The 22,302-nt window shown below is 44.3% G+C and carries 15 protein-coding genes; 11 read left to right on the top strand and 4 right to left on the bottom strand.

Annotated elements, in window-relative coordinates; all coding sequences use genetic code 11:
- The first annotated feature begins 13 nt into the window (after window positions 1-13).
- The gene (locus PP181_RS02415) at window positions 14-847 is read left to right on the top strand and encodes an aldo/keto reductase (protein ID WP_272635844.1); all 834 of its coding nucleotides are present in this window, start codon (window positions 14-16) and stop codon (window positions 845-847) included.
- A 241-nt stretch (window positions 848-1,088) separates the two neighbouring features.
- The gene (locus PP181_RS02410; protein WP_272635843.1) at window positions 1,089-2,369 is read left to right on the top strand and encodes a metal-dependent hydrolase family protein; all 1,281 of its coding nucleotides are present in this window, start codon (window positions 1,089-1,091) and stop codon (window positions 2,367-2,369) included.
- Window positions 2,370-2,406: 37 nt separating this feature from the next.
- Here the strand turns inward: PP181_RS02410 and PP181_RS02405 are convergent, their stop codons facing one another.
- From PP181_RS02405 to PP181_RS02395, 3 genes are all read right to left on the bottom strand, one after another.
- Window positions 2,407-2,580 carry a hypothetical protein gene (locus PP181_RS02405; protein ID WP_272635842.1) on the bottom strand — a complete coding sequence of 58 codons (174 nt, stop codon included), beginning with the start codon at window positions 2,578-2,580 and terminating at the stop codon, window positions 2,407-2,409.
- A gap of 2 nt (window positions 2,581-2,582) precedes the next feature.
- The gene (locus tag PP181_RS02400) at window positions 2,583-3,353 is read right to left on the bottom strand and encodes an exodeoxyribonuclease III (RefSeq protein ID WP_272635841.1); all 771 of its coding nucleotides are present in this window, start codon (window positions 3,351-3,353) and stop codon (window positions 2,583-2,585) included.
- A 113-nt stretch (window positions 3,354-3,466) separates the two neighbouring features.
- Window positions 3,467-4,765 (bottom strand): aminopeptidase P family protein, encoded by a 1,299-nt coding sequence (locus tag PP181_RS02395; protein WP_272635840.1) that lies wholly within the window; start codon window positions 4,763-4,765, stop codon window positions 3,467-3,469.
- Between the two features lie 150 nt (window positions 4,766-4,915).
- Here PP181_RS02395 and PP181_RS02390 point away from each other — a divergent pair, with 150 nt between their 5' ends.
- From PP181_RS02390 to PP181_RS02355, 8 genes are all read left to right on the top strand, one after another.
- On the top strand, window positions 4,916-8,077 hold the full coding sequence (locus PP181_RS02390; protein WP_272635839.1) for a WD40/YVTN/BNR-like repeat-containing protein: 3,162 nt from the start codon (window positions 4,916-4,918) through the stop codon (window positions 8,075-8,077).
- A gap of 22 nt (window positions 8,078-8,099) precedes the next feature.
- Window positions 8,100-9,551 carry a M20/M25/M40 family metallo-hydrolase gene (locus PP181_RS02385; RefSeq protein WP_272635838.1) on the top strand — a complete coding sequence of 484 codons (1,452 nt, stop codon included), beginning with the start codon at window positions 8,100-8,102 and terminating at the stop codon, window positions 9,549-9,551.
- Window positions 9,552-9,646: 95 nt separating this feature from the next.
- Window positions 9,647-11,203, top strand: a complete 1,557-nt coding sequence (locus tag PP181_RS02380) for a sulfatase family protein (RefSeq protein ID WP_419776355.1) — start codon at window positions 9,647-9,649, stop codon at window positions 11,201-11,203.
- A gap of 12 nt (window positions 11,204-11,215) precedes the next feature.
- Complete coding sequence (locus PP181_RS02375) at window positions 11,216-12,952, top strand: M28 family peptidase (RefSeq protein WP_272635837.1); 1,737 nt, start codon at window positions 11,216-11,218, stop codon at window positions 12,950-12,952.
- 75 nt (window positions 12,953-13,027) lie between these two features.
- Complete coding sequence (locus PP181_RS02370) at window positions 13,028-15,874, top strand: exo-alpha-sialidase (RefSeq protein ID WP_272635836.1); 2,847 nt, start codon at window positions 13,028-13,030, stop codon at window positions 15,872-15,874.
- Between the two features lie 19 nt (window positions 15,875-15,893).
- Window positions 15,894-16,232, top strand: coding sequence for a cupin domain-containing protein (locus PP181_RS02365; RefSeq protein ID WP_272635835.1), 339 nt, complete (start codon window positions 15,894-15,896; stop codon window positions 16,230-16,232).
- 13 nt (window positions 16,233-16,245) lie between these two features.
- The gene (locus PP181_RS02360) at window positions 16,246-16,635 is read left to right on the top strand and encodes a DUF2721 domain-containing protein (protein ID WP_272635834.1); all 390 of its coding nucleotides are present in this window, start codon (window positions 16,246-16,248) and stop codon (window positions 16,633-16,635) included.
- 213 nt (window positions 16,636-16,848) lie between these two features.
- Complete coding sequence (locus PP181_RS02355; protein ID WP_138256580.1) at window positions 16,849-17,277, top strand: hypothetical protein; 429 nt, start codon at window positions 16,849-16,851, stop codon at window positions 17,275-17,277.
- A gap of 57 nt (window positions 17,278-17,334) precedes the next feature.
- On the opposite strand, the gene PP181_RS02350 is transcribed toward PP181_RS02355, so the two are convergent.
- Window positions 17,335-21,180 (bottom strand): Ig-like domain-containing protein, encoded by a 3,846-nt coding sequence (locus tag PP181_RS02350; protein ID WP_272635833.1) that lies wholly within the window; start codon window positions 21,178-21,180, stop codon window positions 17,335-17,337.
- Window positions 21,181-21,622: 442 nt separating this feature from the next.
- Between PP181_RS02350 and PP181_RS02345 the strand changes: the two genes are divergently transcribed.
- A complete protein-coding gene (locus PP181_RS02345; protein WP_272635832.1) occupies window positions 21,623-22,300 on the top strand; it encodes a succinate dehydrogenase cytochrome b subunit in 678 nt (225 codons plus the stop codon).
- The last annotated feature ends 2 nt before the right edge of the window (window positions 22,301-22,302 follow it).

The following is a 22,302-nucleotide window of genomic DNA, read 5'->3' as shown; positions in this document are numbered from 1 at the left end:
TAAAAATAAACATATGAAAATTACGGACATTTCAGGGGGGGTTGATTTACGCAATGGGGTTTTTATGCCTTATTTAGGTTTGGGAACTTACCAAGCCGATAACGACCAAGAGGTCATAGATTCCGTAAAGGATGCCTTGGATTTGGGGTACAGACATATCGATACGGCTTCGGTGTATAAGAATGAAGAAGGTGTGGGCAGGGGAATTAAGGAAAGTTCCGTAGCCAGGGAGGATATTTTTCTGGTGACGAAGGTTTGGAACAGTGAGCAAGGGTATAATACTACGCTACAGTCGTTTGAAGATAGCATCAACCGATTGCAGGTGGATTATCTCGACCTATTTCTGGTGCACTGGCCCGTTAAGGGGAAATACAAGGATACTTGGAGGGCTTTGGAATATTTATACGAAACTAAAAAGGTTAGGGCAATCGGGGTCAGTAACTTTTTGCGGCATCACTTGGATGACTTATTAAGTGACTGCAATATCGTACCTATGGTGAATCAAATGGAATTTCACCCATATTTGGTGCAGCAGGACCTTTTGGATTTTTGCAATAAAAATACCATTCAGTATGAAGCGTGGTCTCCCTTCATGCAAGGGAAACTATTCCAATTGGATTTTTATAAGGAATTGACCGAAAAGTACAACAAATCGGCTGCCCAAATCATACTGCGATGGAACCTACAGAAAGGGGTGGTCACCATACCAAAATCAGTACATAAAAAGCGTATTGCCTCCAATGCGGATATTTTCGACTTTGAGCTTTCCAATGAGGACATGGCCTTTTTGGATAGCCTGGACAAGGATGAACGCAGTGGGCCACATCCTGACCATTTTGATTTTTAAGCCTTAAAAGAGTAGGCTTTTTGCACTTTGTTTCGTTTTCATTTATTAGACCGATTCGTGCAAATCAGAAGCTTTTGTATTCTAGGCAATATGGAAGTGTATTTGCTGAGCTTTCTATTTTTCATAGCTACCCACCTAAACTTCGAAATATGTCCTTAAGGTAGCATTACGGGTACTGAATTTTAAACATAGGGATGATGAAAATTGTATCTTTCCTACATATACTAACACTACGAGAATAATGAATAGTATCCGTCTATCTTTCGTTTTTATCTTTTCATGTTTCAGCATTGCCTTTGCACAGGAAACAACGGCCTTAATTTGCGGAAATCTTATCACGGCAAAAGATACCCATGTTCAGGCCGATGCCGTAATACTTGTAGAGGGGGATCGGATTGTTGAAGTGGGTACCATGGACCTGCTAAAACCGGGATATACCGTTATCGATTTAAGTGAATATACCGTATTACCAGGAATGATAGATGCCCACACCCACCCTTTAATTTACGGCAGTGAATACCAAACCAATCACTTAAAGGGTTCCTCGGCTTTTAACGCATTAAGGGGATTAAAGACGGTACAGGAATGGCTGGAAGCTGGTTGGACCACGATAAGGATTGCCGGTGATGCCGATACCAAATATGCACATTTTGAGATTCGCAATGCTATAAATGCCGGCCTGTTCAAAGGACCACGGATTTTTGGTGCCGGGCACTATATTTCAGTAACCGGAGGGGGAGGGGATATAAATTATATTTCCAACGAACAATCCGTTATCCCTGATGGTCTCATTGTGGATGGCAAGGATGAAATGCGGAAGGCCATTAGACAAGAAATCAAGAATGGGAGCGACTGGATCAAACTTTTGGTCACGGGAGCTTTTATGTCTACAGGAGACAACCCAAGGAACGTACATTTTAGCGATGAGGAACTTAAAACGGCGGTAGAGGAAGCCAACCAAAGGGATATTCCGGTCATGATGCACGCACATGCCAAAGAGGGGATTGTTAAAGCTATAAAATTTGGGGCAAGATCCATAGAGCATGGGACCTTTTTGGATGCTGAAACGATAGACTTGTTATTGGAGTACGACACCTATCTAGTACCAACTTTGACGGTTGGCACCTATTTTCGCTTAAAGGACCCTGGGAATGTGGCACTGACAAAAACGCAACGTTCCCAAAAGGAATTTAGGGAAGCCAGAATGAAGGTACTTGGGGAGGCTCATAAGAGAGGGGTAAAGCTGGGAATTGGTTCTGACAATGTGGGATTTCCCGGTAGCTTTGCTGCCAACGAGTTTCACGAATTTGTAAAGTTTGGCATGACTCCTATGGAAGCCATTATTGCCGGGACCAAAGTAAATGCGGAGCTTTTGAAAATGGATGATAGTATAGGAACTATTGAGGTAGGTAAATACGCCGATATTATTGCTGCCAAAAAGAATCCGCTGGAAGATATTACAGAACTACAGCGTGTAAAATTTGTAATGAAAGGCGGCGAGATAATAAAGTCTACCGAGTAAATAAGTCGCACTATTTTTAAATCATCCTGTACATATATCAAGAATCCCTTCGCTTTTTGGAGTAGTAATAGAACAAATAGGCCACCAAAATCAAAACCACAAAGGGAAGGTAGGTACCAATGGCCACACCAATCTCATAGGAACGATCAGGTGCCTCTTGGATTTTCTTTTCGATTTCCGAAACGTCCTGTAAAAACAATAGCAATCTCATAACTATAGTGCTATTTCCAAACTGATAGGGCAATGATCGCTACCCATGACCTGGTCATGGATTTCGGCCGAGGTTACCTTGGACCATAAAGATTCGCTGACCAAAAAATAATCGATACGCCAACCCACGTTTCTACTTCTGGCTCCGCCGCGCATGCTCCAGAATGTATATTTATCAAACGTATCCGGGTGCAAAGCCCTAAAACTATCAACTAGGTTCAAGGTTTTGAGCATGTGGTCGAACCCATCAATTTCCACTTGGGTAAAACCTGCCGTTTTGTTGTAATTGGATTTGGGATTGGCCAAATCATTTTCAGTGTGGGCCACGTTAAAATCGCCCGTAATGATCAAAGGTTTCTTTTTTGACAGGTTTTGAAGGTATTCCGTGAAATCAGTATCCCAGCCTGACCGATAATCCAGCCGTTTGAGTCCATTACCACTGTTTGGCACATAGACATTGACCAAATAGAAGTCTGGGTACTCCGCATGGGAAATCCTGCCTTCCATATCATGGTCCGCAATACCCATATTGCTGCCAAAAGAAATAGGATCTTGTTTTGATAGTATCCCTGTACCTGAATATCCTTTCTTGTCGGCACTATTGGTATATAAATGATAGTCTTCTATCCCAGATAAGGCCTCTGCCACTTGGTCATCCTGGGCCTTGGTTTCCTGGATACAAAAAACATCGGCATTAAAACTCGACACAACATCCTCAAAGCCCTTTTTTACGGAAGCCCTTATACCGTTGACGTTCCACGATACTAATTTCATATTCTTTACTTATTAATTTCTTTCTAGTTTTTGAGAAATTCAAAACCTCTTATTTTATCTCACTTTGAAACAAACCATCCTACATCCAAATGGGTACTACCATTTTTGGAAGGTTAGAGAGGGCTATTCATCAACTCCTCAATTTCCTCAATTTCAATAGGAATATTGCGCATTAAATTAAAGGGTCCCCCATTTTCTTGGATGACCACATCATCTTCCAAACGGATTCCCATATTTTCCGCAGGAATGTAAATCCCTGGCTCTACAGTAAATACCATATTGGCTTTCATGGGAGTCTTTAGTTCGCCATAGTCATGCGTATTCAATCCAATATGGTGACTGGTGCCGTGCATAAAATATTTTTTATAGGCGGGCCAATCCGGATTTTCATTTTGAACATCGGCCTTGTCCAAAAGACCCAAGCCCAAAAGTTCAGAAGTCATCAATTTACCGCATTCTTTGTGGTAATCCGCCCAAAGGGTTCCGGGAACCAACATTTTGGTCGCATCGTTCTTCACCCTTAGTACGGCGTTGTAGACCTCCTTTTGCCGTTTCGTGAAACGGCCGTTAACGGGGATGGTCCGGGTAAGGTCGCTGGAGTAGTTGGCATATTCCGCTGCTACGTCCATCAACAACATATCGCCATCCTTACAGGGTTTGTTGTTCTCCAAATAGTGAAGTACGTTGGCATTGTTGCCCGAGGCTATGATTGGTGGATAGGCAAATCCTTTGGAACGGTTCCGTATAAATTCGTGCAATAGCTCCGCCTCCACTTCATACTCCATAACGCCAGGCTTTACAAAACCCAATAACCTGCGGAAGCCTTTTTCGGTGATGTTGCAGGCCATTTGCATCAGTTCCAATTCCTCAGGTTCCTTGACACCCCTAATTTCTTGAAGTATCGGGTTGCTCTTTGCCACTTTGTGCGCAGGGAATTTTTGCTGGCAGGCGAGTATAAATCGGTCTTCACGTGTCTGGGTCTCAACCGCTTGCCTGTAGTGCTCGTTGGTATTGAAGTAGATAGTATCAGCTTCGGTCATCAGATCAAAAAAAACTTTGTCAAATTCCTTTAGCCAGTAAATGGTTTGTATCCCCGATACGCCGGTTGCCTTTTCCTTGGTCAACTTTGCACCTTCCCAAATGGCGATGTGCTCATTGGTTTCCCTTACGAATAGAATTTCCCGGTGTTTTTTGTCCATGGCATCCGGAAATAATAACAAAATAGTTTCCTCTTGATCGGCCCCGCTCAGATAAAAAATATCCCGATGTTGCTCAAAGGGCATGACACTATCGGCACTTATAGGGTAAATGTCGTTGGAATTAAAGACCGCAATGCTCTTGGGACGCATGCGGGCCATAAATTTCTCTCGGTTTTTTATAAATAGGGCGTTGGGAATTTGTTCGTATTTCATGAAGTCTATGATTTTGCCATAAAATTAAGCAATAGCCACTGTTTTCTTAAGAAATGAACCACATATTTACCACAATTACACCCTTTTTAAAGGGCTATTTTAGACAACAATTGGCTAACTTGTACACCATACCATAACAAACCAATTGTCATGAAAATCCGGTATTTTTTGCTTGTATTACTTCTTTTAAACTTTGTTTCGATTTTTCCCCAAACAGACCCCGCTGTTTTTGGGAACCTACGGTTTCGTTTTATAGGACCGGAAGGCAACCGTACCATTGCCATGGCGGGGGTGGCGGGAGACCCTATGACCACCTATATCGGTGCGGCCTCCGGCGGATTATGGAAAACCTCCGATGGCGGTATTAGCTGGAACCCCATTTTTGATGCTCAGGACGTTTCATCCATTGGCTCGGTGGCCATTACTCCAACAAATCCCGATATCATTTGGGTGGGCACGGGTGAAACCTTTGTGATTCGGCCCGCCCATGCAATGGGTGATGGCATCTATAAATCCGAGGATGGTGGAAAGACCTGGATAAACATGGGCCTTGAGAAAACGGGGCGCATTGGGCGTATTCTTGTGCATCCTACCAATCCAAACGTTGTTTACGCCGCTGCTCTGGGACATACCTACGGACGACAGCAGGAACGAGGGGTATTTAAAACCACGGATGGCGGTAAGAATTGGGAACGCATCTTTTTTGTGGATGAAAACACAGGTGCAGCCGAACTTGCCATGGATCCGAAAAATCCAGACCGACTCCTAGTAGGCATGTGGTCCATACATATTAATACTTGGGGCTTGAACAGCGGTGGGCCCGGAGGAGGTGTTTACAGAACCTTGGATGGTGGGGATACTTGGGAGCCCTTGTCCAAAAAAGGCCTGCCAGGTGGTAAAGAAAATCCAGTGGGAAAAACGGCGGTGGCCATTTCACATTCCAGTCCGAATATTGTGTATGCCCTTTTTGAAATCGAGAGTCCGGCCCTTTATCGCTCCGAAGATTTTGGTGACTCTTGGACCCTACAGACTCGAAACCACGATATTGCAGAACGTGCACCCTACTACACCCGCATGGCCGTTTCAACTTCTAACCCTAATGAACTCTACTTTGCCAGTGTTAAATTCAGTATTTCCAAGGATGGCGGCAAAACCATTGAAAGTGGTTACAGTGCCGGAGGCGATAACCATGATATCTGGGTGGACCCCACTAATGCGGACCGACTCATGGTGGCCCATGATGGGGGTGCCAGTATCAGTATTAACCATGGAAAAACCTTTCAACGGATCGTGCTTCCAATAGCCCAAATGTACCATGTAGCCGTTGATGATAAGATTCCTTACAATGTTTATGGAAACCGTCAGGATGGCTATTCCTATATGGGCCCCAGTAACAGCAAACAGGGCTATATACCTCTGGGCCTTTGGAAGGGTGTGGGCGGTTGTGAAAGCGGCTTTGCACAGCCTGATCCCTTTGACAATGACATTGTTTGGTCTGGATGTTATGATGGGGGACTGCAACGTTATAATGTTAAAACGGGGCACGCCCGCGACGTTCGGGTCTGGCCGGAAGCAGGCTATGGTTGGGAACCGGGCAAGTTAAAATACCGGTGGCATTGGAATTTTCCATTGGCCTTTTCCCCTCATACAAAACATAGGGTCTATGTGGGCAGCCAATATGTGCATAAAAGCGATGACGGCGGACAAAGCTGGCAAGTGATCAGTCCGGACCTTACCTTGAACGATAAGACCCATCAACAAAATTCTGGGGGCATCGCGGTAGACAACCTCATGACCTTTGATGGGTCGGTTTTGTTCAGCATTGTGGAGTCAACATTGGAACCGGGCCTTATTTGGACCGGCAGCAACGACGGGCAAGTTCAGCTAACCAAAAATGGCGGAACCACCTGGACCAATGTAACCTCCAACATCCCTGACCTTCCCAAATGGGGCACCATAGCCAACATAGAAGCATCCCGATATAAAAAGGGAAGTGCTTATATCACGGTAGACTTGCATCAAATGGGGGACTTTTACCCGTATGTTTACAAAACAGAAGATTATGGGCAAACCTGGAAGTTAATAAGCGATACAGTGCCGAAATCTGTCCATAGCTTTGCCCATGTTATCAAGGAAGACCCTAAAAGAGAGGGCATGCTCTACTTGGGAGTAGATAACGGACTTTATATAAGCCATGATGATGGTGAACATTGGATGCGCCTGCGTAACAATCTACCCCCTGCCCCGGTCTATTGGCTGGAAATCCAGGAACGGTTTGATGATCTTGTTGTGGGCACGTATGGAAGAGGCTATTATATCATGGACAATATTTCGCCTTTACGGGAATACGATATGGATGCCAAGGATAAAGAGGCCCATCTTTTCAGCCTAAGACCGGTGTATCGTTTCCAAGATGTTCAAAGCATCAAAACCGATGGTCCTAGTTTAAATTCCGGAACAAACCCTGCCTATGGTGCAGAAATCAATTACTTCTTAAAGGATAGTACGGATCAAAAAATCGAAATACAGATTTTGACTATGGAAGATGAAGTTGTCCGGACCTTGGAAGGAAAAAACAAACCAGGCGTCAATAGGGTCATGTGGAACCTACGATATGAACCCACCTATAAACCAAAACTTCAGACCACCCCTCCCGGAAGGCCATGGGTCCAGCTCAATGGTGAAGGATGGCGCCCTTTGGTCACTTGGGACCTTGATTTAATGCGTGGACAATACGGCCCCAAGGTAGTACCCGATAGCTACAAGGTAAAACTGGTCATTGGCAACAAAGAATACATTAGGGAACTAGAGGTGTTAAAAGACCCGAGTACGGAAGGTAGTCTCGAAGACATCCAAAAACAAGTAGCCTTTTCCTTGGAACTTCGCGATGCGATGAACTTGGCCGTAACCATGATCAATGATATTGAAGCGATACGGGCAGAGCTCAATGCTATCATCCCAAAGTTAAGCCGCTCAGCCGACCGAAAAAAAGCCGAGGAACTACGCGCCTTGGCCATTGCTATAGCAGGTAGTCTTTATGACATTCATCTGACCGGGGCCCGTGAAGACGCCTTTAGATCCCCCATAAAGCTTTATGGTAGGCTGAGTGCCTTGGCCAGTGACATCGGTGGGTTTGGTGCCGATTTTAAACCCACGGACCAACAACAGGAAGTATATACCATTTTTAATGAACGTCTTAAAGAGGTAGATGCCAAGTTTAAGAAATTCATAACCGTGGAAGTGGAGAAATTGAATTCCCGATTGAAACAAAGCGAACTACAAATACAACATACCCAAAAAATAAAATCATAATATAAAAATAACTAGCAGACCTATGAAAAAACAACTATTTATTGTTTTAACAGCCATTTTAGCCGTCTCTTGCGGCGAAACGAAAAAAGTAGAATCCCAAGCGGAACTCTTTGCCAGAATTGATGCCGAAATCAAGCAAAACGCAAAAGGCTACAGTACGTTAAAGGAAGCTACCGAAACTATTGGTCACCGCTTAACTGGTTCCGAAAATGGGGCAAAGGCAGAGGAATACACCTATACTAAGTTCAAGGAATATGGTTTTGAGGACGTGGAATATCAAACCTTTGAGGTAGAGGCCTGGTCCAGGGGCACGGTGTCCGTATCCATTAACGATGAACCCGTGAAAGCAGTGACGCTGGGGCATTCTCCTGTGGAAGCAAATGTAACCGGGGAAATTGTGGACATGGGCAACGGGCTGGAGGTAGATTATGCGGCAAATCCAGATGCCGTAAAGGACAAAATCGCCTTGGTCTATATCAGTATTTTAGAAGGAAGTCCGGAAGGATTGAGCAATCTGCACCGAAGTGAAAAAACGGCCTTGGCCATCAAGTACGGCGCCAAGGGTATCATCATAATCAATCAAGTGGATAATGGAGTGCTTCTTACGGGAACCGCCTCCGTAACCGGGGAACTGATTCCCATTCCGGCCGTTTGTATCGGCAAGGAAGATGGTATGGCCTTAAAAGAAACGCTTAAAGAAGGAACCGCGTCCGCCACCATAGAAATGACCAATAACAGCGATATGATCAGTGCCAGAAATGTGGTTGCCACCTTGCCCGGAAGTGAGTTGCCCGAGGAAATCATTGTCATCGGCGGACATTTGGATTCCTGGGATTTGGCTACAGGTGCTATAGACAACGGAATCGGGTCTTTCGCCGTATTGGATATTGCCCGTGCTTTTAAGGCCAATAACCTTCAGCCAAAAAGAACGGTCAAATTTGTGATGTTCATGGGCGAGGAGCAAGGACTCTTCGGTTCCAGACATATGGTTGCCGAAGCCCTAAAAGCAGGTTCCATGGACAAGGTCAAATACATGATGAACTTAGATATGGCGGGAAATCCCATTGGCATGAATGCTGGCGGAAAGTTGGATAACGAGGCTTTTTTCACCGATTTAGGCGACGCAATCCAACAACAGGACAGCATCTATAAAAATGAATTTTCAAACCGTTCCGGATTGCATAGCGACCACCAGCCCTTTATGTTGGAAGGGGTGCCAATTTTATCGGTTCACAGCAACTTGGACCGTTCCATTTACGGTTGTTATCATTCGGATTGTGACGATTTTAACTTGGTGAACGAGGAACATATGACCAATACTTCCCGGTTTGGCACCATGATGTTGTACGGCTTGGCAAATGCCGAAACCCTTCCCGCGACCAAAATGGATAGTGAGACTACAAAGGAGTTCATGATAAAAAACGACCTTAAGGAAAAACTGATTATTGGAGGCGATTGGAAATGGGAGGAGTAGCATAGATTAAGTCCAAGGTTAATTTTCAAATTCAAATTCAATTCATCTGACCGCAGGGCATGAATTAAAAAGGAGAAAAAACAAATCATCTAAGAATGGAAAGTCGACAACTTCTTATTGTTTCAATTTTGGTATTGAGCCTTTTCTCGTGCAAAGACAATACTGCCACAACCAGTGAAATGACGAGTGCTGATACCAAACCCAATATCGTTATTATTTATATGGACGATTTGGGCTTTGGTGAGCTTAGTGCCTATGGGGCTACGGAATTGAAAACTCCAAATATGGATGCATTGGGCAATGGCGGACTACGATTTACGAATGGTTATGCCACCTCGGCTACCTGTACGCCTAGTAGATATGCCTTGTTGACCGGGGTGTATCCTTGGCGGAATAAAAATGCAAAAATTCTTCCGGGTTCCGCTTCCTTGATTATTGATACGGCCCAAACCACACTACCAAAGCTTTTGAGAAACGAGGGCTATGCTACTGGGATTGTTGGTAAGTGGCACCTTGGCCTAGGTGCCGGGGAAATCAACTGGAACGAGACCATACGTCCGGGGCCTAATGAGGTAGGTTTTGACTACAGTAATATTTTGGCCGCCACCCAAGATAGGGTACCTACGGTCTATATCAAAAACGGGAATGTCGTGAATCTGGACCCCAATGACCCCATTCAAGTCAGTTATGAAAAGAATTTTGAGGGTGAACCTACTGGGTTGGACAATCCCGAAATGCTAAAAATGAAATGGCACCATGGGCATAATAACAGCATTGTTAATGACATTCCGCGAATAGGCTTTATGAAGGGTGGGGAAGCCGCCAAATGGGTCGATGAGGATATGGCCGATTATTTTCTGGCGGATGCCCAAACCTATGTCAAAAAAAATAAGGACCGACCCTTTTTTCTGTACTATGCCCTACAACAGCCCCATGTTCCCAGAACGCCACATCCAAGGTTCGTTGGAAAATCAGGAATGGGACCTAGAGGCGATGTGATTTTGGAAGCGGATTGGGTCATAGGGGAGTTCATAAAAACCTTGGAAAAGGAAGGTTTGTTGGAAAGCACCCTGATTGTTTTTTCCAGTGATAACGGCCCTGTGGTAAACGACGGTTATTATGATGATGCCGTGGAAAAATTGGGGCATCATAAACCTGCCGGTCCCCTACGTGGCGGAAAATATAGTTTGTTCGAAGCGGGAACCCGAGTACCGTTCATTACCTATTGGAAGGGAACCATAGCTCCGGGTGTTTCCAATGCGATGGTATCCCAATTGGATCTTTTTGCTTCGTTGGCCTCTTTAGTAAATAGTGATGCCACAACGGAGGATAGCAAAAACCTGATGGCCGTATTGTTGGGAAAGAGCGAATCTGGCCGGGACGAGTTGGTACTGGAGGCTACTTCCAGAACGGCTTTTCGAAAAGGGGATTGGGCGATGATTCCCCCATACAATGGTCCAGCAAGAAATGATTTGGTGGATATTGAATTGGGAAATGACAGTGTATATCAGTTGTATAATTTACAGGACGATATAGGGCAACAAAACAATTTGGCAGAAAGCCATCCAGAGAAACTACAGGAACTTATCGATTCCTATCGGGCCATCCTTAAAAATAGCGATACAGATACAGAAAAACTTCAGTTGGATTAAAGGTCTCCTCATATGTCACAGTTCCTAGAAAAAACATGCACCCTCCGTTTCTTTTATGCACTATTGCTGGTGATACCCTTACATCTACACTCACAGAACAAGGAGGGTGAAAAATATGAATATTTTGATTTGGTCCGACCAAAGTTCGATGGGAAATTGGCCTATGAAACTACGGACTATGTAGCGCAATATTGGAGGGTCCCTGGAAATACCGGGTTCAACAATAGTGTGAAATGGATAGTCAAGGAACTTGAAAAAGCCGGATATGTACTGGAATCCAAAGCCGATGCCAATGACCGATTGACCTACAGGATCGAATCCCGCCCCATGAAAGACCCAACTTGGGAACCTGTTTCCGCACGTTTGGAAATTTTGGGCCAAACCGATCCAATTTTGGTCTCCACTTCAAACAGGAACATGACCTATCTCAACTCCGTTTCTACACCAACGGAAGGCATAACGGCGGAAGTGGTCCCAATTGGAGCCAAGGAGGATATACCCAACCTCAACTTGAAAAGCAAGGTTGTTTTTATGGAATTCGGACTCAATGGTATCTACCAGGAGTTATTGGACAAAGGGGTTTTGGGCGTTTTGACCTATAACAATCCAACGTACCTACAACCGGAAAAGAATATCACCTCCATACAGTTTAGAAGCCTACCTCCGCAAGCCGATACCAAATTCTGGGGAATCGCCCTGTCCTTTGAAGCCAAGGAAAGACTAAAGTCAGCGTTTAAAAGAGGGGAAACGATGGTCAACGTAAACATTCAAACGAAAATATATGTAGCTGAGGAGCTTACAGTGATCGCCAATATCAAAGGAAGTAAAAAACCTTCCGAACGACTGGTTTTCAGTGCCCATATCCAAGAACCGGGTGCCAATGACAACGCCAGCGGTGTTGGGGCGCAGCTAGAAATGGCTTCCGTTGGGGCGAACCTTATCGATTCTGGTCCAATCGACTGCGAGCGTACCATGACCTTTCTTTGGGGCGATGAAATATCGTCCACCCACCGATACATTCAAGAGGATAAAACAAGGGCGCAAGGAATCAAATGGGGCATAAGTCTGGACATGGTAGGCGAAAATACGGATATCACAGGAGGCTCTTTTTTAATCGAAAAAATGCCGGACCCAAGTGCCATATGGACGCGCGGAAATGACAAGCACACAGAATGGGGTGGCGAAGTTCTTTCTCTAAAGGACATGAAACCCCATTATCTCAATGATTTTATTATCCATAATTTTCGACAGCAAGGAGAATTCGCAAACTGGGAAGTGAATACGAACCCTTTTGAAGGAGGGAGTGACCATACTCCCTTTTTAAAAGCCAACATTCCAGGACTATTATTATGGCATTTTACGGATCAGTTTTATCATACCGATAATGACAGAATAGACAAAGTATCCCAAAAGACCTTACAAAATGTGGGCACGGCGGCACTGGCCAGCGGTCTACAATTGGTCAATGCCAATGAAAAAACCGCACTGTGGATTTTAAGCATATTGGAAAAAGAATCCTTTGAGCGATTGGAAAACGAGTTTGAACAAAGTCAAGTGGCGATTGAAAAAGTTTCCAATTTCAAGTTTGAGAAACAGATTTTATCGGCATGGGAGGAGTGGTATAACAAAGCCTATGGTTCCGTAATCGATATAGATGATTCCCCAAAAACAAAATCGGCAATAGCCCTAAAACAGTCGGATTTGAAATCATATTACAACAAACTGATTGGAAGGCTTAAGAATCAATAAATACTTCTGTTGGTCCAACGGAACTTTGAACAAAGTTTTAGTAACTTTCCAAAACCCTATAATTTATAATCTACCATGAAAATAGTACCCTTCTTTCTTCTATTGGGATTCAGCATGCTAACGGCCCAGATTTCCCCCACCGATCAAACCGAGGTTTTGAAATCCTTGGAAAAAAAGGCCCAAATGGGTCAAGCTTCCTTGGTAAAAAACATCCCTTTGAAGAATATTGGACCTTCCATTATGAGTGGGCGTGTGGTGGACGTGGCCGTAAATCCAAAATCGCCTATTGAATTTTATGTGGCCTATGCTTCGGGGGGACTTTGGTATACCAAAAACAACGGGACGACCTTTACCCCAATTATGGACAATACCCCAACACAGAACATTGGGGACATTGCCGTGCATTGGGAATCGGGGACAATCTATGTCGGTACCGGCGAGAACAACGCCTCTCGCTCGACCTATGCCGGCATCGGTATTTTAAAATCAACGGACCAAGGAAAAACTTGGTCCAATATGGGATTGCCAGATTCGCACCATATCGGTCGCATCCTAATTAATCCCAATGATCCAAATGATGTAGTGGTTGGCGTGGTAGGACATTTATATTCCACCAATGTTGAAAGGGGGCTTTATAAATCTACCGATGGTGGCAAAACATGGAAAAAAACCTTATTTGTGGGCGATGACACAGGCATCATAGATGTGGCCCATGCCCCCAAAAACTTTAATATCATGTATGCGGCCACGTGGCAAAAGGATCGAAAGGCATGGGATTTTTTGGGGAACGGCAATTCATCGGGCATTTATAAAAGTACCGATGCCGGAACGAGTTGGAAAAGAATCACCACGCCCCAAAGTGGATTTCCTACCGGTGAGGGAGTGGGTAGAATCGGCCTTGCCGTATACGATGACAACACCGTTTATGCCGTGCATGACAATCAGTTCAGGAGAGCAAAACAGGATAACGATGTAAAGAAAATGGAAGGACTTCAAAAGGAAGATTTCAAGGACATGGGTACGGAGGCGTTTTTGAAATTATCGGACAAACAACTCAACGATTTTCTAAAAACGAATAATTTTCAGGAAAAGTACCGTGCCGAAAACGTAAAACAAATGGTGCGCAGTGGTGCCGTAAAACCGGTAGACCTTGCTTCCTACTTGGAAGATGCCAATGCATCGCTCTTTGATACGCCCGTCATTGGAGCGGAGGTATATAAGAGCACGGACGGTGGTGTCAATTGGAAAAAACAGAACCAGGATTACATTGACGGACTATACTACAGTTACGGGTATTACTTTGCCCAAATCAATGTGGACCCATCCAATGTGGATAAAATCTATTTGGCGGGTGTTCCCCTTTTAAAATCGAACGACGGCGGAAAAACCTACATGGCGGTCAATGAGGATAATGTACATTCAGACCATCACGCTTTGTGGATAAACCCAAATAGGTCCGGGCATCTGATCAATGGGAATGATGGCGGCCTCAACATTTCTTACGACGATGGGGAGAGCTGGATAAAGAACAACTCTCCGATCGTGGGTCAGTTCTATGCCATAAATGTCGATAATAAGGAACCGTACAATGTATTTGGCGGTCTTCAGGACAACGGCGTTTGGATGGGGCCCCATAATGCGGAGGAGAATAGGGAATGGCACCAGTCCGGGCAATATCCTTGGAAATCCATTTTGGGCGGTGACGGTATGCAGGTGCAAATAGACAATAGGAACCCAAATATCGTGTATACGGGGTTTCAATTTGGTAATTACTTCCGATTGGATTTGGAGACCGGAAAAAGGAAGTACATCCAACCAAAGCACGAATTGGGAGAATCGCCCTACCGATTTAATTGGCAAACGCCAATACTACTTTCTTCGCACAACCAGGATATTCTGTATTTGGGCGGAAACAAGTTGCACCGGTCTTTAGATCAAGGCGATACTTGGGAAACCATTTCACCGGACCTGACAATGGGAGGTAAAAAGGGAAACGTGGCCTATGGTACCTTGACCACTATTTCTGAATCGCCATTTAAGTTTGGACTGATATATACCGGCAGCGATGATGGATTGGTGCAGGTAAGTACGGACGGAGGCGGTAGCTGGGATCTGATTTCAGGGTCTTTTCCCAAGGATTTGTGGGTAAGTCGGGTAGCGGCATCAAAACATAAAAAGGAACGCGTTTATGTTACATTGAACGGATATCGTTGGGATGATTTTACACCCTATATCTATTTGAGCGAGAACTACGGGAAAACATGGAAATCCATCGCCAATACTATTCCAACTTCTTCGGTTAACGTCATTTTGGAAGATCCGGAAAATGAAAATCTGCTTTTTGTTGGAACGGATAATGGCCTGTATGTTTCGTTTGACAGGGGCGGTTCCTGGGAGGTTTTCGATAACGGACTTCCCTACGTGGCGGTGCATGATCTGGTCATACAGGAAAAGGCAAAACACCTATTGGTGGGTACGCACGGGCGAAGTATTTATAGGGCCAATATTTCAACCTTACAGCAAATGACACCCCGGGCCTTGGAGAGTAAATTGAAACTTTTTGAACTTACCGATATCAAACATTCCAGCAGATGGGGCAACCCTAGAAGCTCCTGGTCAAGAGCGCAAACCCCAGGCTTGGACATCACCTTTTATACCACAAAGAAAGGCCCTTTTAAGGCCATCGTCCTGAGCGAGGACGATATTGTGGTAAGCGAGACCGAGATAAACGGGGATAAGGGTTTCAATATTCTGTCCTTTGATCTGGCCTTCTCTAAAATAGGAAAAGACAATTACTTAAAACAACATAAAACAAAGTTATCGGAAGCAGAAGATGGAAAAACATATCTGCCCAAAGGAACTTACGTGGTTAAGATTTCCGGCAATGGCATTACAGAATCAACCATATTTAAGATAGACTAACTTTTATTCAATTAAACCTGTGAAAATAGTAGATTGGAATACACTGCCAGAACGAGGGGTGAGCCATAATCAACATATCAAGAAAAAGACCTTGGTTTCAAAAGGGGAAATACCTCACCTCATGATGTTTGGTACTGCAGTTTTTAAACCAGGAGACAAAGTGGATTTTCATCTACACGAAACCATGTTCGAGGTGTTCTTCATTCAAAGTGGTAAAGTCATTTTTGAGGTAAATGGCGAAAAACATATTTTAACAAAAGGAAAGTGTATCACCATTGAGCCCGGTGAACTTCATGCACAATCAAACCCCTTTGATGTTGATGTTTGTTGGTCATATTTTGGAATATCGATTGATTAAAACAAAATACTAAATGGAACTAACTTTAGGAATTCCCGCATTACTTTTTCCGGCCATATCTTTGACCATGTTGGCCTATAACGCCCGTTATTTGGCCATCGCGGCGCTGATACGTCAATTGCACCAAAAGTTCGAGGAGACGGGGTCAAAATCCGTAGGCTTACAGGTTAAAAAGCTACAAAAACGACTGACAATTATCAAGAACATGCAGGCTACGGCCATCCTTAGCTTTTTGCTGGCCGTCATTACCATGTCTTTGATCTACGTCCAGCTCACGTTTTGGGCCAATCTTGTCTTCGGCATCAGTCTGCTTGCACTCATGATTTCCTTGATACTTTCCTTTATTGAGGTGCAACTTTCTACCAAGGCTTTGGAGATTCAGCTCAAGAACATGGAAAACTGAATATCGCCCTATTTGCAGGGCATTTCTGACCTTTTATTTCGATTATAAACCGTACATTTAGAGGTGTTTGTCCAAAAGACGCACTGATTAAAATAAGTCAAAGTTACGATGGATGGCTGCCGAGATTTCCCGATAACTATCAGGTTGGCTAATTTTCTACCCATGCACTGCGAGAAGTCCAGACTTGACCTATAAAACAAAAAACTTGAAAGTATGAAACGTGTTAAGGATCTTCCATACTTCAAAAAAATACGGGAGGTAAGGGAGTTTGAATTCGGGGTTTTCTATTATTTCGATGGTCTGGTCATTTCGGAAATAAAGGAAGGAGTTGTTTTTGACTGGAATATGGCCAAGAGGGCAGTAGCGGCCGCCAAGGAAATTTTCGGGGAGGAGACCCCTATTGCCTACATCTCCAATCGTATAAACAGTTATACGGTGGTTCCTACGGAATGGTTAAAATTTTACAAGAACAGACATCAGTTGTCCTATTACAGTGTGGTGGGTTCCACACAAGGTAGTTTTGCGAGCATCGTTTTGGAGAAAATGTTCTTTAAGGAATCACTACGGCAATTCAATGATTTGGAAGCCGCAGTTGCGTGGAGTTTGGACCGAATTAAAGAGAAAAAGGAGACTTTGTCCTAAAACCCAATAAAAAAGGCCTTTAACATGTAAAGGCCTTATGAGTTCACTTTGTTGTTTTTAATTGATAATCAGTGTTTTACCCTCATAACCGTCCGCGGATTCGAACAAGAGGTAATATACCCCTGATGGATATTCCGATACGGAAAACTGATTTACAGCAGGATGGTTCGCAGGGTAGCTTACCGTTTTCAATAACTGGTTACCGGGCCCATAAAGACTGACTACCACAGCTTTGCCCATATATCCGGATAGGTCTATGTTGAATGTATCCGTCACTGGCATAGGGTACAGCTTTATAGAACTGGTATTTGGAGCTATTACCTTGACAAGCATCGTGGCGTGATAGCCACCGTCCTCGGTAACAACGGATACATCCATCTCACCTACGGCATTGGCCGTCACCAATCCTGAATCGGGATCAACAGAAACAATGGATGGGTCATTCGAGAACCAACGTACATTTTTGTTCGTTGCATTATCCGGTTCAACGATGGCGCTCAGCAAGAACGTCTCCCCTTCATTTAAGGTCAATGTCTTTGGCGACACCAACACATTGTAAACTGCAATGTTGGGAGCGGTACCTCCGGTAACCTTTATCAAGGCACTGGCTTTGAAACCACCATCGTTCGTAGTAACGGTGACATCGATCTCACCCGCCCCATTGGCGATTACCAGACCTGTTGTGGCATCAATTGAGGCAATGCTAGGGTCGTTGGAAATCCAACTAACGCTTTGGTTCGTCGCATTGGCAGGTTCTGTAATCGCATTCAACTGAAAGGTCTCCCCAACCTTTAGGCTGACTTGACTGGGTGATGTCAATACGTTATAAACGGAAATTGGGTTTTGGGGAGTGCCGGCCACCTTAACCAAGGCACTGGCCTTGTACCCGCCATCATTGGTCGTCACGGTTACATCTATTTCACCGGGACCCACTGCGGTTACCATACCTGTTGTGGCATCAATGGATGCAATACTAGGGTCGTTTGAAATCCAACTAACGCCTTGGTCCGTTGCATTGGCCGGTTCCGTAATGGCGTTCAATTGGAAGGTTTCACCAACCTGTAGGTTGACAACGTTTGGTGATGTCAGTACATTGTACACTGGAATGTTGATTGTCACCTCTCCAAAGACTTCTACCTCCGCTAAGGAAAGAATTTTATTGTTTCCCGGTAAATATACCATTAGATATCTACCACTGGTGTTGACATTGGTAAAGAATTGCGAGGGTTCAGCATTGGCCGTTCCCACTTCGGTATAGTCGGCTGGATTGTTGCTCGGCGTGTTTCCAACCAAGAGTTTGGCACCGCTCAGACGCTCGTAACAGCAATCGGTTCGATTGTACATATTGATTTTGTTGATGGTATATTCCCTACCTAAGTCTACCCTCCACCATGGATTGTTGGAAGTGGCCGTATGCGCTACGGAACCATTGGAATAGAGGCCGCTTCTGTTTCCGTCAACGGCCTTTGCAGCATCCCCTCCAAAATCGTTACTTGACTGTACTGCCACTTTGTTCAAGGCCAAATTCACCTCATTGGGTCCGGTGTTCGAACCCAATTGCCGTATCCATGCTTCCAAAAGGGCCACACCCTGCGCATCGATACTGTTCTTTGCAATGGGGGGCATGGCTATTCCATCCTGTAGACTGTTGGCTCGCAGGTATACAATGGATTTCTCCGGAGAACCTTGTTGCAAAATAGCTTCATCGGGGATGCCCAAGGAATTAAAAATTCCCGCATCCAAAAGCCCCGTTTGTTCCAGGTTCAGCACCATCCTCATATCAAAATCCGCCCGAACATCGGAACCGGCCTGGTGGCAATAGGCGCAATTAAGGTCTAGGTAGGAACGTGCCTTTTCATCCAAGGAGGCGTTTGCATCGGTCAAAGCTTTATATGTTAAAAGGGAGTTTGTATTGGCATCCGTGATCGTTTGGTCCAATATGCCCAAATGACTCAAGGTGACCAATTGATTGGCGGTTCTACCCGTTCTTGGATATCTTAAATCCTTGTTGAGGTATCTTGTACGTGTGCCAATGGTACCACCGGTGCTTGGATTATGGCAGGTAGCGCAGTCGCTTCTGCTGGGGTAGGTCCAGACTTGGGCTTCGCTCGTTCCATCGGCCCTTTTCATGTTCAAGGTTTCATCCAAACCGGATGTCAATAGCACCGCATCGGTCTGGGCCTCGTTCCATTTATAGGTAACATAATAAAACTGACCGTTGGCCGCCTTGACCGAAAAACGGGTCTCCAAACGTTTAGTAACCGATGGGTTATTTTCATCCAAGGGCATTTCAAAATGCTTTATCAGCACAGATCCAATGGGGAAATCCCAATTTCCGTTTTCGGAATAATTGATCTGTTCCTCTTGTGTATCGTGCGTGCCGTCATTAGGGATACCCAACCATCTTTTTTTGAGGGCACCATCGGACCAAAAAGACTCGATCAATTCATAGGGGAAGATTCCTTGTGAGGGTGACAGCGTGGATAGATCGCTGAAGGCTCCCGTTGCGCTCAAAGTCTGGGGCAAGGTCTCTTCGAATGATTTTTTGGTGGAAAGTTTAAAAAGCGTGGACACGCCCTGTTTCAGGATATACAGTTCTCCCTGTTTGTCCTCCCCAAAGGATATGATGTTGGTGGAACTAAAATTACCCAACTGTTCATAGGTTCCGTTGGAAGTATTCACGGCCCAGATTTCCTCGCCAACACCATAATCGGCACAAATATACTTACCCTTTAGTTCCGGAATCTCCTCGCCCCTATATACGAATCCGCCAATAACGGCATTCGCCCGGGATCTGGGGAAAGCTACCAAGGGTTCTTCATGCGGCATGTTCTCGTAAAGACCCGATACGCAAAAAGTGCTCCTGAAAAGACCCTCGTAAAGCGGCCAGCCATAATTTTTTCCTTTTTTGACCACATTGATTTCCTCGTGGCGGCCTCCGCCTATTTCGCCAATATACAGATTCCCGGTAGCCCTGTCCTTTGTCATTCTATGTGGGTTTCTATGACCCATGGAGTAATATTCCTCAAAGCGTGCACCGTTGGGGCTTAGAAAGGGATTGTCATTGGGTATCCAATATCCTACCCCGGTAATCTCATCTGAAAATCCATGGTCTTGGGGCATGGTCTTAATGGGCGCATGGCTGCGGGCAGGGTTCCTATCCACATCCAAGCGAAGTACGCCCCCGTCCAAGTTGTTTACAATGTCCTGCGACTTTTTAAAGGCAGTTTGATCCCCGGTGGTGAGATATAAATAGCCATCGTCCCCAAAGAGAAGTCCGCCCCCTCTGTGTGTGGTTCCGTACATTCTAAGCTTCAACATAACCTGTTCCGAACTTTCATTCACAGTCATGGTCGTAGGATTCATGGTATATCTGGAAAGAATCAAAAAATTGCCCCAATACTCCTCGCTATTGCAGCTTTGGGTGGTATACATATTTGGAAAATTATTCCCATTACGGTCCTTAGTGGTGTAATATGTATAGAAGTAATTGTTCCCTGCGGTACCAAATTGCGGGTGAAAGGTGAAGCCCAGAAAGCCTCCGTCCCAAACTACACCTACCTTATTGCTCAAATCCAACAACATGTTTTTTTGGGACACTTCAGGATCTTTGTCAAACCAAAATATCTTTCCGTCCCTTTGCCCGACTACAATTTTAGCCGATGTTGGCAGTTCATTAAAAGTCAAGGGCGAGTCAAAGGTCAGATTGGTGTACACTGGTGCGTACGGCAAACCGTTCGAGTTTGGTACGGCTGCTGGAAAATTGAAGTTTAGGTAACGTCCAAGAGGTTCGGGAGCATCTAGCCCTGATCCGATAAAAAAGGGAGCCGCGCTTAATAGTAAAAGTGCTAAGGCGGCAAGTATGGTAATTTTTCTTTTGGTAGATCGTAAAGCTATTTTCATATAGTGATTGGTCTGGATGAACTGTCGAAATAAAAGAAAGCAGCTAAAAACACTACTTGTTTTTCGACTAAGCGATGGTATTTTAGACCAATTCAAAGTGTTGTTGGTAATTCTTACACGAAGGGATAGGGTTTACATATAGTTCTGATTATCAATATTTTTAAAGACTTTATCGATTGGTTCTTCTTCAAGCCTTCTAAAATCGATGATTATTCAAATTCAGTATCTGGTAGTTTGATTATACTAGATTTTTAGGTGAACCGTTATAAAAAACCATTGATCTGTTTAAGTAATAAAGCTATTTAAACCCTGTTTTTTAGGCCGTACTTAAACAGTCTTTAAAACATTCTTAAAATGGGTCTAAATAAGCACACTTAGGCTCTTGAAAACTTGTTAATAACTGCCCTGTGCAGTAAATTTGTGCAAATAAAAAAAGCAACCAATGAGCGGATTTTTTAAATCTTCAATCGGTAGAAAATATGCGATGGCGCTTTCGGCCCTTTTCCTTATGGTTTTTCTACTACAGCATTTTGCCATCAATATTTTATCGGTTTTTAGTCCGGATGCCTTTAACGAAGCTTCCCATTTCATGGGTACTTTTTGGGCGGTTCAATTCATTCTTCAGCCTATACTCATTTTTGGCGTAATCTTCCATTTCGTAATGGGATTCATCTTGGAAATCAAAAACAACAAGGCACGGCAAAAGAGCTACGTCAAGAATAACGGCAATGCCAACTCCACTTGGATGAGCAGAAACATGTTGTTGAGCGGCGCGGTCGTTTTGGCATTTTTGGTGTTGCACTTCATTGATTTTTGGATTCCCGAAATAAACGTAAAATACGTTCAAGGAGACATGTCCGGTCTTTTACCAAGCGGGGAAGGTTTTAGATATTACGAGGAATTAGTCCATAAATTTGAAAATCCATTGCGCGTTGGAGCCTATGTCTTGGCCTTTGTGCTATTGAGCCTGCATCTGCTTCACGGGTTTAGTTCGGCATTCCAATCCATTGGTGCCAATTCCATTTACAAGAAAAGTATGAAAGGTTTGGCTCAGGTGTATGCTATAGGTCTACCTGTAGGATTTATTTTCATTGCACTTTACCATCATTTCACCCATTAAAA

Source organism: Maribacter sp. PR66 (genome assembly GCF_028464205.1).
Taxonomy (GTDB): Bacteria; Bacteroidota; Bacteroidia; order Flavobacteriales; family Flavobacteriaceae; genus Maribacter; species Maribacter flavus.
The sequence above is the reverse complement of the archived record's forward strand: the minus strand, read 5'-3'. Positions and strand labels throughout refer to the sequence as shown.

Bases quoted from the DNA above. Each gene is read 5' to 3' on its own strand.
- PP181_RS02345 (WP_272635832.1), top strand. From the start codon at position 21,623: ATGAGCGGATTTTTTAAATCTTCAATCGGTAGAAAATATGCGATGGCG.
- PP181_RS02370 (WP_272635836.1), top strand. From the start codon at position 13,028: ATGAAAATAGTACCCTTCTTTCTTCTATTGGGATTCAGCATGCTAACG.
- PP181_RS02375 (WP_272635837.1), top strand. From the start codon at position 11,216: ATGTCACAGTTCCTAGAAAAAACATGCACCCTCCGTTTCTTTTATGCA.
- PP181_RS02405 (WP_272635842.1), bottom strand. From the start codon at position 2,580: ATGAGATTGCTATTGTTTTTACAGGACGTTTCGGAAATCGAAAAGAAA.
- PP181_RS02360 (WP_272635834.1), top strand. From the start codon at position 16,246: ATGGAACTAACTTTAGGAATTCCCGCATTACTTTTTCCGGCCATATCT.
- PP181_RS02395 (WP_272635840.1), bottom strand. From the start codon at position 4,765: ATGAAATACGAACAAATTCCCAACGCCCTATTTATAAAAAACCGAGAG.
- PP181_RS02355 (WP_138256580.1), top strand. From the start codon at position 16,849: ATGAAACGTGTTAAGGATCTTCCATACTTCAAAAAAATACGGGAGGTA.
- PP181_RS02400 (WP_272635841.1), bottom strand. From the start codon at position 3,353: ATGAAATTAGTATCGTGGAACGTCAACGGTATAAGGGCTTCCGTAAAA.
- PP181_RS02385 (WP_272635838.1), top strand. From the start codon at position 8,100: ATGAAAAAACAACTATTTATTGTTTTAACAGCCATTTTAGCCGTCTCT.
- PP181_RS02390 (WP_272635839.1), top strand. From the start codon at position 4,916: ATGAAAATCCGGTATTTTTTGCTTGTATTACTTCTTTTAAACTTTGTT.
- PP181_RS02380 (WP_419776355.1), top strand. From the start codon at position 9,647: ATGGAAAGTCGACAACTTCTTATTGTTTCAATTTTGGTATTGAGCCTT.
- PP181_RS02410 (WP_272635843.1), top strand. From the start codon at position 1,089: ATGAATAGTATCCGTCTATCTTTCGTTTTTATCTTTTCATGTTTCAGC.
- PP181_RS02350 (WP_272635833.1), bottom strand. From the start codon at position 21,180: ATGAAAATAGCTTTACGATCTACCAAAAGAAAAATTACCATACTTGCC.
- PP181_RS02415 (WP_272635844.1), top strand. From the start codon at position 14: ATGAAAATTACGGACATTTCAGGGGGGGTTGATTTACGCAATGGGGTT.